The sequence below is a fragment of the Aliirhizobium cellulosilyticum genome, from assembly GCF_014198105.1.
In the GTDB taxonomy this organism is placed as follows: domain Bacteria; phylum Pseudomonadota; class Alphaproteobacteria; order Rhizobiales; family Rhizobiaceae; genus Neorhizobium; species Neorhizobium cellulosilyticum.
Genome location: NZ_JACIGW010000002.1, coordinates 25290 through 39409 on the forward strand (window position 1 = coordinate 25290; position 14120 = coordinate 39409).

Sequence of the window (14120 nt, forward strand, 5' to 3'; positions counted from 1 at the left end):
AGATGGGCCGAAAAGATTGATTGCTCGCTTCAGCAATTCCTAAAATTGCATATTTCGGATCACAAAACCTCAGGATGCATCGAGGTGTCCGGCATTCCGCGAATCGTCGTCCGGAAGGCTACCGGTCAAACTCCTACCCTTGCACAGCAGCGAAAGCTTTCTATTGTGTCCCGGCTTTCAACCGGACTTATCCCACATGCCTGCATTTTCTCGTTTTACTCCGCTGATCAATTCACTGCCCTCGACCGTGCCCTTTGTCGGCCCGGAAGCGCTGGAGCGAAAGAGCGGTGCGGTCGTCAAGGCGCGCATCGGCGCCAATGAAAACGGCTTCGGCCCGGCGCCATCCGTAATTGCAGCCATGACGGAAGCCGCGACGGGCATCTGGAAATATGCCGATCCGGAAAATTTCGACCTCAAGGCGGCGCTTGCTGCCCATCTCAACTGCAAGCCGGAAAACCTGGCGATCGGCGAAGGGGTCGACAGCCTTCTCGGCCAGATCGTGCGGCTCGTCATCGACCCGGCAGCGGCAACGCCTATGCCGGTGGTGAATTCCTTCGGCGGCTACCCGACCTTCAATTTCCACGTCGCCGGTTTTGGCGGCCGGTTGGTGACCACGCCTTACGTGAACGACCGCGAGGACCTGAACGGGCTGCTCGATGCCGTGCGCCGGGAAAATGCGCCGCTCGTCTATTTCGCCAATCCTGACAATCCAATGGGAAGCTGGTGGGAGGCCGACGAGGTCGTGGCCTTTGCAAAGGCCCTGCCGGAAACGACGCTGCTGGTGCTCGACGAGGCCTATTGCGAAACGGCGCCGGCAAGCTCGACGCCGTCGATCGAGGCGTTGATCGACATGCCGAACGTCATCCGCACGCGCACGTTCTCGAAGGCTTATGGAATGGCTGGCGCGCGCGTCGGTTATGCGATCACGACGGAAGGCACGGCAAAAGCCTTCGACAAGATCCGCAACCATTTCGGCATGAACAGGATCGCCGTTGCAGGCGCAATCGCTGCCCTGAAGGACAAGGCCTATCTCAAGCAAGTCGTCGGCAACATCAAGGCATCGCGCGAGCGTATTGGAGCGATCGCGGCCGCCAACGGTCTCAAGGCGCTGCCTTCGGCCACCAATTTCGTCGCGATCGATTGCGGACGCGATGCGGCTTACGCCCGCGCGATTGTCGATGGGCTTTTAGGCCACGGCGTCTTCATTCGCATGCCGGGTGTCGAGCCTCTCAACCGCTGCATCCGCATCAGCGCCGGAAAAGAGCCCGACATGGCGCTTCTGGAGGCCGCGTTGCCTCAGGTTTTGAAATCGCTCTGAGCTGAATAGGAACCAGGCAAAACCGCGCCGGCCTTGTCTCTGCCGGTCGCGGTTTGATTACGAAAAGCCGGATAAGTGCAGGCTCTTCTGCGAAGTGGTTCTGCTCAGTGCACCGTCATCCATTCGCGGGCGGCGCGCAATGCTTCCGCAAGCTGCATCTTCGTCAACTGCGGGGTCAGATCGGCACGCAGTTCGGCGGCGCGGTCGGAGCCCTTGATGGCGGCAATGTTCAGCCATTTGTGGGCGGACACGAGGTCGATTTCGACCCCGCGGCCCGTTGCATACATCAGGCCCATATCGCAGAAGACTTCTGCGCGGGCATCGCCACCCATGGTGGCCATTTCAGTCATCGAAATTTCAAAGCGTGCCATCGGTTTTGATCCCTGTTTAAGACCTTGTTTCTTCTTCTGCCCTGTTCATCATTCCCTTCCGGACCACCGTCTTATGCGGCTTTGTTAATCCATCAGGGTGGCGGTTTTTCCCGCTCGTTTGATGAGACCAATATGATCCCAAGGTTCGAAAATCCGACTAAAAAGAATGCTTAACTTGCGGAAAACAAAGTTCAAATGCTTCGTAAATTTGAGTTTTCGTTAAGCACTACAATGCCTGCACGTTAAGGGTTTTCGGCTTTCGTTTACGAAACGTTAGGATTTCGATCGAAACTCTTTGTTAACCATGTTTTCCGCTTCCGTTTCAGGAAAGAGAAAGTCGCCCGCCACCCAGTCAGCTGAAAACATCTGAAAAACGGGCCTACTACCAGCACTCCGCAACTTTACCTTTACGTACTGGTAAGCTAATTTAGACACGGGGCGTCGATTGCTGGAGGGCTGTCGAACGCCGCAATAACGAGGATCTGAGGAGGGATCTCATGCTGAAGACTTTTGCCGCGGCGGCGGCATTGCTGGTGAGTGCTGCGGCGGGCCACGCCGCGGAGCCGATCGAGGGCAACTGGAAGACCCAGAGTGGCGCGACCGCCGAGATCGGCAAATGCGGATCGGCTTATTGCGTAACGCTGAGAACCGGCAAACATGCCGGCAAGCAGATCGGAAAAATGTCCGGCACCGGCGACGAATATTCCGGCGAGATCACCGACCCAGAAAACGACAAGACCTATAGCGGCTCCGGCTCCGTTGCCGGCAATACGCTGAAGATGAAGGGCTGCGTGCTGAAGGTTCTGTGCAAGTCGCAGACATGGACGCGGCTCTAACCTTAATCCCCCGATACGAAGCCGGCTGTCACAGCCGGCTTTTTTCTACCCGGAATCTGGAGCCCGGCCCGTTAATCACCCTGAACGCCAGATGAAAAGGGCTCTCAGCCTTCATACAGCCGGTCGCCATTATTCTGCCCTCATTCAGCCAGGAACCGATCGGAACCTGACATTACGGGAGCAGGATCATGATGACCATTGCACGCCGCCTGACCATCGTCACCTTGATGATGACGATCTTCGCATTGTCCTTTGCCGCACTTGCCGTGCAACCGTCCAAGCGACCGTTGGGCTTCAACATCAACACGGGCAGCCTGTGTGTCTACTCCAACAGCGGCGAATGCGTTGCCACGCTTTGAAGAGGCACAATCAAGCTAAAAAGTGGGACGATGATCGCCGTTTGATTGTCATGGAGTTCTCCTTATAATGGCTCATGAACACACGAATCTCTCCCTTTTCTCCGCTTTCCTACATCAGCCCGAGCGCGGTGGAACCGCAGGCTTTCGACAATGCCGAGGCGGCTGTCGATGCCCTGACCGCGCTTTATGAGCGTAATACGAAATTCCTGATCGACAGTTTTGGCGCGCTGGCCAAGAGCGGCACGATGACCGGCCGTTATCGCGCCTTCTATCCGCAGGTCTCGATCGAAACGACCTCGTTCGGCCATGCCGATTCGCGGCTTTCCTACGGCCATGTCGCGGCCCCCGGCATCTACACGACGACCGTGACGCGGCCAAAACTGTTCCGCCATTACCTGATCGAACAGCTGGATCTGTTGATGCGCAATCACGGCATTCCCGTCACCGTGTCGGAATCGACTACGCCCATCCCGCTGCATTTCGCATTCGGCGAAGGCGCTCATGTGGAAGCTTCGGCCGGTCACGCGATGGCCGATATACCGATGCGCGACCTGTTCGACACGCCGGATCTCACCAATACCGATGATCTGATCGCCAATGGCGAATATGAAGCTCCGGCGGGAGAACCGGCGCCGCTTGCACCGTTTACCGCACAGCGCATCGATTATTCTCTGGCTCGCCTCAGCCACTATACGGCCACGGGTGCCGAGCATTTCCAGAACTTCGTGCTGTTCACCAACTACCAGTTCTATATCGACGAATTTGCCGCCTGGGCCCGCAAGCTGATGGCCGAGGGTGGCGGTGGCTACACGGCCTTCGTCGAACCGGGCAATGTCATCACGCTTGCCGGCAAGGATACGCCGGAGACGACGCCGATTACCCGCATGCCGCAGATGCCGGCCTACCACCTGAAGAAGGACGACCATTCCGGCATCACGCTGGTCAATATCGGCGTCGGCCCTTCGAACGCCAAGACCGCCACCGATCATATCGCCGTGCTGCGGCCGCATGCCTGGTTGATGGTTGGCCATTGCGCCGGGCTTCGCAACAGCCAGCGTCTCGGTGACTATGTGCTTGCCCATGCCTATGTGCGCGAGGACCATGTGCTGGACGACGACCTGCCGGTGTGGGTGCCGATCCCGGCGCTGGCGGAAGTTCAGCAGGCGCTGGAAAGCGCCGTCGAGGAAGTGACCGGTTATGAAGGTTTCGAGCTGAAGCGGATCATGCGCACAGGCACGGTCGCGACGATCGACAACCGCAACTGGGAACTGCGCGACCAGCGCGGGCCGGTGAAGCGGCTGTCCCAGTCGCGCGCTATCGCACTCGATATGGAATCGGCGACAATCGCGGCCAACGGCTTCCGTTTCCGCGTGCCATACGGAACGCTGCTTTGCGTTTCCGACCGTCCGCTGCATGGCGAACTGAAACTGCCGGGCATGGCGACCGCCTTCTATCGCACACAGGTCAGCCAGCATCTGCAGATCGGCATCCGCGCCGTGCAGAAGCTCGCCGCCATGCCGACCGAAACGCTGCATTCCCGTAAGCTCAGAAGCTTCTACGAGACGGCGTTCCAGTAATAATTCCAGCCACCATGCCCATGGTGTATGATTTCAAAATTCATACACCATGGGGTCAGCATGCGCGCCAATATCGAATTGGATGACGACCTTATCGCCGAGGCCATGGAACTTGGGGGCTTGCCTACCAAGAAGGCCGCAGTTGATCAGGCGCGGAGAGATTTCGTGCGGATCAAGAGGCAATTGCGCGCGATCGACAATCTCGAGGGTATCGGCTGGGAATGCGACCTTGACGCCTCAAGAGAGAATTCCGTTAGATATTCGAGCTGGGGCTTTCAGGAGGGCGAATGATCGTCGCGGATAGCTCCGTCTGGATATCGCTCTTTCGAAAAGATGATGCCGAGGTTGCCTCCACGCTCAGATCACTCATACCGCGCGGAGTTGTCCTGCTCGGCGACGTCATCCTGAAGGAAGTGCTTCAGGGGGCACGGGATAGTCATCAGGCCCGCTGGATAGAACAGCACCTCAGGGATTTCCCCATCCCGCAGATGTTATCCGGCGAACTGGCAATCAAGGCAGCGTCAAACTACAGGACCCCGCGCGCCCGCGGCTTCACGACAAGCAAGGCGCCCGATCTCATCATCGGAACCTATTGCATAGAAAACGGATATACTCAGCTACAGCGAGACAAGGACTACTTGCCGATGGCCGAACACCTCGGGCTAAAATTAGCCTGATCCCTTTACCCCTTCCCTCTCGCAGCAAACAGCGACAGCGCCGTGCCGATCAGCGAAGAGACGATGACGAGCAGGTGGGTGTTGACAGCAGCCTGAGCGAGGTCTTCGAAAGCAGCCCCCGAGGCTGCGGCGCCGAAGGCGACGGCACCGGCGCTGATGCCGGCTGGATAGGTTCCGACACCGGCGGGCGCATGGACCGGCAGGACGGAGGACAGTTCCCCGCCGAGCGCGCCGCCGAAACCGGGTGCCATCGAAACGCCGCCGAGCAGGCCAAGCACCCAGGCAAGGACTGCGATCTTGGTGAACCAGTTGATCAGCGTTGCGCCCCAGGCCCTCGCAAAGGCTGCGGCATCGACGGGAAGGCCTGCTTCGACTTCGGCAAGCAATCTTTCCGCCTTTGCCGGCAGTACCCTTGCAGCAAACCGAATGCCGATGCCGCGCAGGACAAAACCTGCGACCGGCAGGACAAGGAAGCCGAACCAGAGCGCCCAGGCCCATGACGAATGATGCTGCAGGACCAGTCCGATGCCGGCTGCAGCAAGCAGAGCATGAAGATCGAAAAGCCGCATAACGAAAAGAGCGGCGGTGCTTCTTGCCAGCGACAGATCGAATTCGCGTTTCATCAGCAGCGGAAAGCTTGCCTCGCCCGAACGGAAGGGCAGCATGATGTTCAAAAGATTGTGCACCTGGGTGAGGCGCAGCAGCGTTCCGAAGCGGCCGCCGGTCTCTGTCGGAAAATAATCATAGATACGCCAGGTGCGCAGGACATAGGTGCCAAGCAGTGCGGCAAGCGCGAGAAAAGCCGAACCGAGGCCGGCACTTTTCCATAGAGCCAGCACGGTCGCCCAGCCCCAAACCCACTGTATGAAGATTGCATAAAGCGCGACGGTCGCCAGCGTCAGCAGCGTCATGGCGTTACGAATTATCCACGCTCTCTGGCTGGCAACGGAATAATTCTTCATATAGTAAGTGGCCCCAATGCGATAAATTCGGGTCTATGCGACGATGCTGCGCCATGGCGCGCCGCCCGTATAAGCCCGCACTTCTAGGAGAAACACACGGTGGGTACAACAGCAGAGTCGGTCACCCGCCTCATCGAGACGACCAGCCCGGTCGAACTGTCGCTGGTCGTGCCGCTTTTCAATGAAGAGGAAAGCGTCAAGCCCCTGATCGAGCGGATCGTGACGTCGATGGCCGGTTATGCAGCCTCATGGGAGCTGATCCTGGTCGATGACGGCAGCACGGATGCCACGATCGCCAATGCCCGAACTGCGCTCAATCGCCCCGGCCTCGACCTGAAGATCGTTGCTTTGCAGCGCAATTTCGGCCAGACGGCCGCCATGCAGGCAGGCATCAACCAGGCTGAGGGCCGGCTTATCGCCACGCTCGATGGAGACCTGCAGAACGATCCGAAGGACATCCCTGCGATGGTCGCTGAACTTGAGCGCCGTGAACTCGATCTGCTCGTCGGCTGGCGCCAAAACCGCCAGGACGGCCTGCTTTTGCGCAAGGTTCCATCCTTCATCGCCAATCGGCTGATAGGCCGCATCACCGGCGTGCGCCTCCACGATTACGGCTGCTCGCTGAAGATCTACCGTTCGACGGTCATCAAGCAGGTGAAGCTGATGGGCGAAATGCACCGTTTCATCCCTGCCTGGGTCGCCGGTGTCGTACCGAGCTCGCGCATCGGCGAAATGCCGGTAACGCACCACGCCCGCCAGCACGGTGTATCAAAATACGGCATTTCCCGGACGTTCCGGGTTATTCTTGACCTCCTGTCGGTGATGTTTTTCATGCGCTTCAAGGCGCGGCCGGGACATTTCTTCGGTTCGCTCGGCCTTGGCCTCGGCGCGATCTCGGCACTGATCCTGTTCTACCTGTTCATAGACAAGTTCATCATGGGCAACGACATCGGCACGCGACCGCTGTTCCTGATCGGCGTGATGCTGTTCCTCTCGTCCGTACAGATGATCACGACAGGTATTATCGCGGAAATGATAGCTCGCACCTACTACCGCGAGGATAGCGCCCTCAGCTACATCGTCAGGGAAGTCTATCAGGCTGATGCACCGGCCGTGTGATATCCTAACCCGGAAACCGGAGCGTGTTCTTTGGCTGATTGCGGCCTATTGCCTGGCCGCAATCGTGCTGAGGGTATTGCGGACCGAAGGCCTGCAAGCGGACGAGTCCGAGCAGATCTTCATGTCGCAATTTCTGCTCCTGGGCTACGGGCGACAGCCGCCGTTCTACAACTGGCTTCAGTACGGCGTAATCCATCTGATCGGTCCCTCGGTTCTGGCGCTGACACTGCTGAAGAACAGCCTCCTGTTTCTCTCCTGTGTATTTATCGGTCTTGCGGTCAGGCAGGTCAGTGACCGGAAAGATGTCGTGGCGGCGGCCATGCTTGGCGTGCTGGCCCTTCCAGCGGTCTCGGTTCTGTCTCAGCGTGATCTCAGTCATGCGGTGGCGTTGCTTTTCTGCGTCTCCCTGTTTCTCTACGGCTTCATCGGCGCGCTGAAACAGCCCACGCTCTGGCGATATGCGCTGACGGGGTTTGCAATAGGCATCGGGGTGATCTCGAAATACAATTTCGTAGTCGTTCCGATCGCAGCAATTCTCACCATTCTGCCTGATCCGGACCTGCGCCGCCGCCTGTTCGACCGTAGGCTGATCGCAACCATCCTGGTTGCGGGGCTCATCTGCATGCCGCATGCACTCTGGTTCCTTAACAACATCGACGCGACCACCACCGATACGATCGACGAGATGCGCGATGGTCCTTCGGGGAATTTCATCGCCGATCGCCTGGAAGGCCTGATTTCGCTGGTCACCTCAGCCGTAGAGGGCGCACTTCCACTCATCATTTTCATGGCAATTGCCTTTGGTCGTGAGATCTGGGCCGGCAGGCGGGCGGGAACGGTCTGGACGCGTGCGATCGGCCGGATGTTTCTGCTCTGTCTTTTGATTGTCGGCCTGATTTCCTTTGTTATGGGGGCGACGAAGATCAGCCAGAAATGGTTGTCACCCTTTCTGCTGCTCCTGCCGGTTTATCTCTGCCTGAAGATCGAAGCCGCAGGCGGCTTCGATCGACATCCCCATGCGGTCGCAGTTCTGGCTGTGCCAACATCGATACTGATGTTTGGTTTCCTGCTCTACCTGACAGCCGGCAATTTGCTTGGGCCACTCCACGGCAAATACCAGAAGGACAGTTTTCCTTCGGTGCCTTTCGTTCGCCAAGTGCTGGCGGAGGCGGATACCCCGCTGGACTTCATCGTGGCAGACGGCATGACGCTAGCCGCAGCGGCACGGGTCAACGCCCCACAAGCCGGAGTAGCACAACCCGGATTTGCCCGTTCCAGAACGTTCATCTCTCCGCAAAACCGCGGACTGGTGATCTGGAATAGCGCCAATGGGCCGGACCTGCCTCCCGCACTTGGAGAGTTTCTTCGCTCCAACGGCATTGACACCGCCGCACTCATCACCAAAACGATGGCGGTTGCCTACCCGTTCTCGGGCGGGCGCGACACGGAACAATTCAACTACGCTTGGACCGCAGATCCGTCAGGTCAAAACTGACGAGCCGTCAAGGTAGAATGCCGGAGACAAATTTGCCGAAGATTTCCTCACCGACACAGGCGTATGCCGCACCAGCTTTTTCCGACCGGCTCGGTAGCGGGCAAACTCTTGCTCTGGTGCTTGCCGCCTATTTCGTTATCCAGGTCATCGTGCGCTTCGTGCTTCCGCACGGGCTGGAACTCGACGAGTCCGAGCAGGTCTATCTGTCGCAATGGCTGCTTGCCGGCTATGGCGCGCAACCGCCCTTCTATAACTGGCTGCAGCACGGCGCGATCCAGATTTTCGGCATCTCGATCATCACTCTCTCGGGCATGAAGGCGCTGATGCTCTTCCTGTCCTACATCTTCTATTATCTCGCTGCACGGCAGGTGCTGGAAGACAAGCGGCTGGCGGTCGTTGCCGCACTCGGGCTTCTCACCATTCCGCAGGTATCCTTCGAGGCGCAGCGCGACCTTTCACATACGGTCGCTGCCATTTTCGGCGCATGCCTGTTTCTTTTTACCCTGCTGAGGGTCATTTCCCGGCCAACGCTCGAGGCCTTCCTGCTGTTCGGCATTGCCATCGGCATCGGTGGCATCACGAAATACAATTTTGCCGTCCTGCCGGTTGCCGCCGGACTTGCCGTGCTGATGGACCGCGACATGCGCCGTACGATGCTTTCTTGGAAGCTGATACCCGCCGGTGTCCTGGCTCTGGCGATCGTCGCACCGCATGCGCTATGGCTTGTCGACAATTTCAGCGATGCGAGCCAGAGCACGCTCAAGAAACTCGGCGGTGACGATGCAGGGCTGATCGGCGGGATTGCCAGCGGCCTCGGCTCACTGACGATCGGCTTTTTCAGTTTCACAGCCCTTACGCTGATCATCTTTGCAGCCGTCTATCGCGAGCACCTGAAAGCCATCTTTAGCGCTCATAGTCGCTGGACGCGGCTTGTCGGCCGCATTCTCGTGCTCTCGCTTGCGCTGATCGTGCTGATGATCCTGTTTGCCGGTTTCGAGAACGTGCGTGATCGCTGGCTGACGCCACTTCTGCTCGCCACACCGCTCTATCTCGCGCTGAAGGTGGATGCAGCAAAAATCCCGGTCGAGGTGAGTTTCAAGCGCCTCTGGGGCGTGGCGATCGTGATTATGGTGCTGATCCCGGCGGCGCTGGCGCTTCGCGCCAATATGGGCCGCATCAACGGCAATTACGGCTATGTGAACATTCCATTCGCGGCTCTTTCAAAGACCGTGGCGGAAAAGGCCGCAGGCGCCGATACGGTCGTCGTCGCCTCGGACAGGCAGCTTGCCGGCAACCTGCATTTCAGCCTGCCCGAACAGCCGGTTGCCGTGGAACCGCCGCCGCCGGGACTGAAAAACCGGCCGCTTGCGGATTTCGACCGGGTCGTTTTCGTCTGGCGCACGAAGGATGGCAGCATGCCGGTCGCCTTCGACAAGGAGTTCTCCGGATATCTACTTGAACAAGGGATCACCACCGCACCGCAGGATATCGCGATCGTCGGCTACCCCTATCAATGGGGCCGGCCGATGGACCAGTACCGCTTCGGTTATGCGGTGATGGATCTGCCGCGTTAAAACCTATTCCTTCACCGTATCGCGCAGATGTTCGAGTGCTTGGCCCAGCTTCTCGATCACCTCGTCAATCTCCGATCGCGTGATCGTCAGCGCCGGCGAGGCCAGCATGCGGTCGCCGGTGGCGCGCATGATCAGGCCGTTCTCGACGCAGTGATTGCGCACCAGAGAGCCGGTGTCGTCGGGCTTTGCATAACGGCGGCGGGTGGATTTATCGGCCGCCAGCTGAAGCCCGCCGATCAGGCCGACGCTTTCCGCCTGGCCGACGACCTGGTGATCCTCGAGGCTTTTCCAGGCGGAGGCGAAATACGGGCCGATATCGTCGCGCACCCGTTCGACCAGCCCTTCCTCCTCGATGATTCGAAGGTTTTCCAGCGCGGCTGCTGCGGCAACCGGATGACCGGAATATGTATAGCCGTGGGCGAAATCGCCGAATTCGCTGATCATCACTTGCGCCACGCGATCCGAGACCAGTACGCCGCCAATCGGCAGGTAACCCGAGGACAGACCCTTGGCGATCGGTGCGAGATCTGGCTCTACACCGAAATGCTGGTAGCCGAACCATGAGCCAAGGCGGCCGAAACCGCAGATGACTTCATCCGAGATCAGGAGGATGTTGCGGGCCTTGCAGATGCGGGCGATTTCCGGCCAATAGGTGTCGGGCGGGATGATGACGCCGCCTGCCCCCTGGATCGGTTCGGCGACGAATGCGGCAACACGATCCTCACCCAGTTCATCGATCTTGGTCTCAAGTTCGCGGGCCATTTTCAGGCCGAATTCGGCAGGCGTCAGATCGCCGCCCTCGGCATACCAGTAGGGCTGGCCGATATGATGGACGCCTTCGATCGGCAGGTTGCCCTGTTCGTGCATGTGCTTCATGCCGCCGAGCGAGGCACCGGCGACGGTCGAACCATGATAGGCGTTTTTCCGCGCGATGACCTGCGTCTTCTCCGGCTTTCCGAGCGCCTTCCAGTAGACGCGGGCGATGCGAAACCATGTGTCGGTCGCTTCCGAGCCGGAATTGGTGAAAAAGACGTGGTTCATCCTTCCACCGGTCTTCGAAGCGATCTTCTGTGCAAGCAGCGTCGCCGGCGGCGTCGTGGTGCCGAAGAAGGTGTTGTAATAGGGCAGTTCCTGCATCTGCCGGAAGGCTGCCTCGGCGATCGACTTGCGGCCGTAACCGACATTGACGCACCACAGCCCGGCAAAGGCATCGAGATATTTCTTCCCCGTGGAATCGTAGATATGGACGCCCTCGGCGCGTTCGATGATGCGCGTGCCTTTGGCGTTCAGTTCCTTCATGTCCGAGAAGGGGTGGATGTGGTGGGCGGCATCGATGGCTTGAAGATTGGAAATGCCAGGATTGGAAATGGCCGGCTTGTCGTTCATCGCGTCGCTCTCCTGAAGATTGTGCGGTCAATTCTTATCGGCTACGAACGAGGTTCCGCAACCTTAGAGATGATGCTTCATGACCGATCGCATTGAGCCCCATACCGAAATCCTGCTCGTCGGCATGAACGGGGATCTGCGCGGCAAACGCATTCCGAAATCGAAGGAAAAGAAGGTGTGGGACGGGCTTGTTCGGCTGCCCTCCTCCACCCAGTCGCTCGACATATGGGGCGACGACAATGACGATATTACCGGCCTGTCGCTGACGATCGGCGACCCCGACGGGCAGTGCGTTCCAGACCCACGCAGTGCGGCGCCGATGCCATGGGGGCCTGAAGGCTCGACACAGGTTCTGGCCACCATGCACGAGATGGATGGCTCTCCGAGCTTCATGGACCCGCGCGCCATTCTCGCCAACCTGCTGAAGCGTTTCGAGGAACGCGGGCTGACACCGGTGGTGGCGACCGAACTTGAATTTTACGTGATGCAGGACGACTGGCGTGAGACCGGCCGCCCTCGCCCGCCTGAAAAGCTGATGTACCGAGACCAGCCGAACGGGTTCCAGCTCTATGACATGAGCGCCGTCGACGCGCTTGACGAGTACCTGCAGACGGTGCGCCACTGGGCCAAGCTGCAGGATATTCCCGCTGACGCGACGACAGCCGAATTCGGCCCCGGCCAGTTCGAGATCAATCTCCTGCACCGGGCGGACGCGCTCGCCGCCGCCGATGACTGCATCTATCTCAAGCGCATTGCCGAACAGGCTGCGCGCAAGTTCGGCATGAAATCCACCTGCATGGCCAAGCCGTATGGCGATCAGGCAGGCTCCGGCCTGCATGTGCATGCCAGCATCATCGACCGCGACGGCAACAACATTCTGGATGCCAAGGGCGGTGATCCGGTGAAGCTGAAGTCGGTGACGGCAGGCATGCTCAAGACGATGCGCGATGCACAGCTGATCTTTGCTCCCTTTGCCAACTCCTATCGCCGTTTCCAGCCGGGGTCATTTGCGCCGGTCGATATCGACTGGGGTTTCGGGCATCGCGGCACGGCGGTGCGAATTCCCGACGCCAATGGGCCGGCTGCACGCGTGGAGCACCGGGTCGCAGGCGCCGACGCCAACCCCTATCTGCTGCTCACGGCCATTTTAGGCGGCATGCTGGCGGGACTGGACGAGGTGCTCGATCCCGGTCCGGCAACAGAACCCGGTCAGGAACCGCCCGAAGGCACGAAGCGGCTGACTCATGATTTTCTGACCGCCGTAGAGGATTTCTCTGCCTCGCCCTTCATTAGCGATGTGTTCGGCGAGCGTTACCGTAAGCTCTATGGCGACACGAAGCGCAAGGAGGCGATCACCTATCTGCGCACGGTCAGCGACTTCGATTACCAGACCTATCTGCCGAGGATTTGACCCGGCAGCAGGTAAGGAATGCGCACAAGGCAGCGTTAGTCTTTGCGCATATACCTATTATTGCTCGCCCATCCTGACAAACAGCAAGAATACGACCAGTCTTTAATCGTTTCATTCAGCCCTCGTTAAAATTCAGACCTCTAATCACATCACCATATTTGATTGGTTTGAGGGCGGCGCATGCGCGTTATTCTGGTGAAATCGATACTGATCGGAATATTGGCGACGCTTGCCTCGCTTGGGCTGTCTTTTGCGATCGTGCCGCATCTCGGTGGGCAGGTGGCCGGCGCCGGACTGATCATGACGATCGTCTGCCCCTTCGTGATCTCCATTCCCGCCTCGATCCTGCATCTGTGGCAGTCCGACCGGATCAGGCGCGCCAAGGCGGAGACGACGGAGGCTCTGGAAAAGCTCGCAGTCGCCTATGAAGACTTAAAGCAGCTTGCTCGCCATGACGGGTTGACCGGCCTGCTCAACCGCACGTCATTTCTCGATGAGTTGGCCTCCCTCAGCCGGCAGGGAGTGACGGGCGGACTGATGTTTCTCGATCTCGACCACTTCAAGTCGATCAACGACCGGTACGGGCACGCCACCGGCGACGAGGCACTGCGCCTGACGGGCAAGCTGCTGGCTGCCCACCGGATGGAACAGCACGACATTTCCGGCCGGCTGGGCGGGGAGGAATTCGCGCTTTTCCAGGTGGGGCTGACGTCGAAGGCGCTGGCACGGCGCTGCGAGGATGTCCGGCAGGCGATACAGGCGATCGACCTGCGCTCCTCATCCGGCGCCCGTATTCCGCTCTCGGCCAGTATCGGAGCGCTGATGTGCAGCCCCGGATTCGATCCGGACGATTGCCTGAAAGGGGCCGACGAGTATCTCTACCAGGCAAAGTCACGCGGGCGAAACCAGGCTGTCGCGTCGATATAGGCTTCGCAAAAGTCCCCATTCGCGCCGGGCCATCTTGCTGATATAAATCGCAGGTACGGATTGTCGCACCGGTCTGTACGGAAGGCGACAGCGTCGTTGAGGACGTTG

Annotated in this window: 14 protein-coding genes; 11 read left to right on the forward strand and 3 right to left on the reverse strand. The window is 59.1% G+C overall.

Features of this window, described 5'->3' with window-relative positions:
- The first annotated feature begins 196 nt into the window (after nucleotides 1–196).
- Entirely contained in the window at nucleotides 197–1318 is a 1122-nt protein-coding gene (locus GGE33_RS08965; RefSeq protein ID WP_183822508.1) for a pyridoxal phosphate-dependent aminotransferase, read from the forward strand.
- Between the two features lie 104 nt (nucleotides 1319–1422).
- On the opposite strand, the gene GGE33_RS08970 is transcribed toward GGE33_RS08965, so the two are convergent.
- Nucleotides 1423–1689: an SEL1-like repeat protein gene (locus tag GGE33_RS08970; RefSeq protein WP_148145493.1), complete on the reverse strand. Its 267-nt coding sequence runs from the start codon at nucleotides 1687–1689 to the stop codon at nucleotides 1423–1425.
- A 497-nt stretch (nucleotides 1690–2186) separates the two neighbouring features.
- Between GGE33_RS08970 and GGE33_RS08975 the strand changes: the two genes are divergently transcribed.
- The 5 genes from GGE33_RS08975 to vapC all read left to right on the forward strand — a co-directional run bounded on the left by GGE33_RS08975 (nucleotide 2187) and on the right by vapC (nucleotide 5138).
- The gene (locus GGE33_RS08975) at nucleotides 2187–2525 is read left to right on the forward strand and encodes a DUF2147 domain-containing protein (protein ID WP_183822510.1); all 339 of its coding nucleotides are present in this window, start codon (nucleotides 2187–2189) and stop codon (nucleotides 2523–2525) included.
- A gap of 188 nt (nucleotides 2526–2713) precedes the next feature.
- Nucleotides 2714–2884 (forward strand): hypothetical protein, encoded by a 171-nt coding sequence (locus tag GGE33_RS08980; RefSeq protein ID WP_183685008.1) that lies wholly within the window; start codon nucleotides 2714–2716, stop codon nucleotides 2882–2884.
- 74 nt (nucleotides 2885–2958) lie between these two features.
- A complete protein-coding gene (locus tag GGE33_RS08985) occupies nucleotides 2959–4461 on the forward strand; it encodes an AMP nucleosidase (RefSeq protein ID WP_183822512.1) in 1503 nt (500 codons plus the stop codon).
- A gap of 60 nt (nucleotides 4462–4521) precedes the next feature.
- Entirely contained in the window at nucleotides 4522–4752 is a 231-nt protein-coding gene (locus tag GGE33_RS08990; RefSeq protein WP_183822514.1) for a type II toxin-antitoxin system VapB family antitoxin, read from the forward strand.
- A complete protein-coding gene (gene vapC / locus GGE33_RS08995) occupies nucleotides 4749–5138 on the forward strand; it encodes a type II toxin-antitoxin system VapC family toxin (protein ID WP_183822516.1) in 390 nt (129 codons plus the stop codon). The genes GGE33_RS08990 and vapC overlap by 4 nt, the downstream gene beginning before the upstream one ends.
- 5 nt (nucleotides 5139–5143) lie before the next feature.
- Here vapC and GGE33_RS09000 read toward each other — a convergent pair whose 3' ends face one another.
- The gene (locus GGE33_RS09000) at nucleotides 5144–6100 is read right to left on the reverse strand and encodes a lysylphosphatidylglycerol synthase domain-containing protein (protein WP_183822526.1); all 957 of its coding nucleotides are present in this window, start codon (nucleotides 6098–6100) and stop codon (nucleotides 5144–5146) included.
- 99 nt (nucleotides 6101–6199) lie between these two features.
- On the opposite strand from GGE33_RS09000, the gene GGE33_RS09005 reads away from it, so the two are divergent.
- The 3 genes from GGE33_RS09005 to GGE33_RS09015 all read left to right on the forward strand — a co-directional run bounded on the left by GGE33_RS09005 (nucleotide 6200) and on the right by GGE33_RS09015 (nucleotide 10288).
- Nucleotides 6200–7219 (forward strand): glycosyltransferase, encoded by a 1020-nt coding sequence (locus tag GGE33_RS09005; protein WP_183822528.1) that lies wholly within the window; start codon nucleotides 6200–6202, stop codon nucleotides 7217–7219.
- A gap of 121 nt (nucleotides 7220–7340) precedes the next feature.
- Entirely contained in the window at nucleotides 7341–8714 is a 1374-nt protein-coding gene (locus GGE33_RS09010; RefSeq protein WP_183822530.1) for an ArnT family glycosyltransferase, read from the forward strand.
- Between the two features lie 32 nt (nucleotides 8715–8746).
- Complete coding sequence (locus GGE33_RS09015) at nucleotides 8747–10288, forward strand: glycosyltransferase family 39 protein (protein WP_183822532.1); 1542 nt, start codon at nucleotides 8747–8749, stop codon at nucleotides 10286–10288.
- 3 nt (nucleotides 10289–10291) lie between these two features.
- Here the strand turns inward: GGE33_RS09015 and GGE33_RS09020 are convergent, their stop codons facing one another.
- Nucleotides 10292–11674 carry an aspartate aminotransferase family protein gene (locus GGE33_RS09020; protein ID WP_183822534.1) on the reverse strand — a complete coding sequence of 461 codons (1383 nt, stop codon included), beginning with the start codon at nucleotides 11672–11674 and terminating at the stop codon, nucleotides 10292–10294.
- Nucleotides 11675–11753: 79 nt separating this feature from the next.
- Between GGE33_RS09020 and GGE33_RS09025 the strand changes: the two genes are divergently transcribed.
- Complete coding sequence (locus GGE33_RS09025; RefSeq protein ID WP_183822536.1) at nucleotides 11754–13085, forward strand: glutamine synthetase family protein; 1332 nt, start codon at nucleotides 11754–11756, stop codon at nucleotides 13083–13085.
- A 180-nt stretch (nucleotides 13086–13265) separates the two neighbouring features.
- Nucleotides 13266–14012: a GGDEF domain-containing protein gene (locus GGE33_RS09030; protein ID WP_183822538.1), complete on the forward strand. Its 747-nt coding sequence runs from the start codon at nucleotides 13266–13268 to the stop codon at nucleotides 14010–14012.
- The last annotated feature ends 108 nt before the right edge of the window (nucleotides 14013–14120 follow it).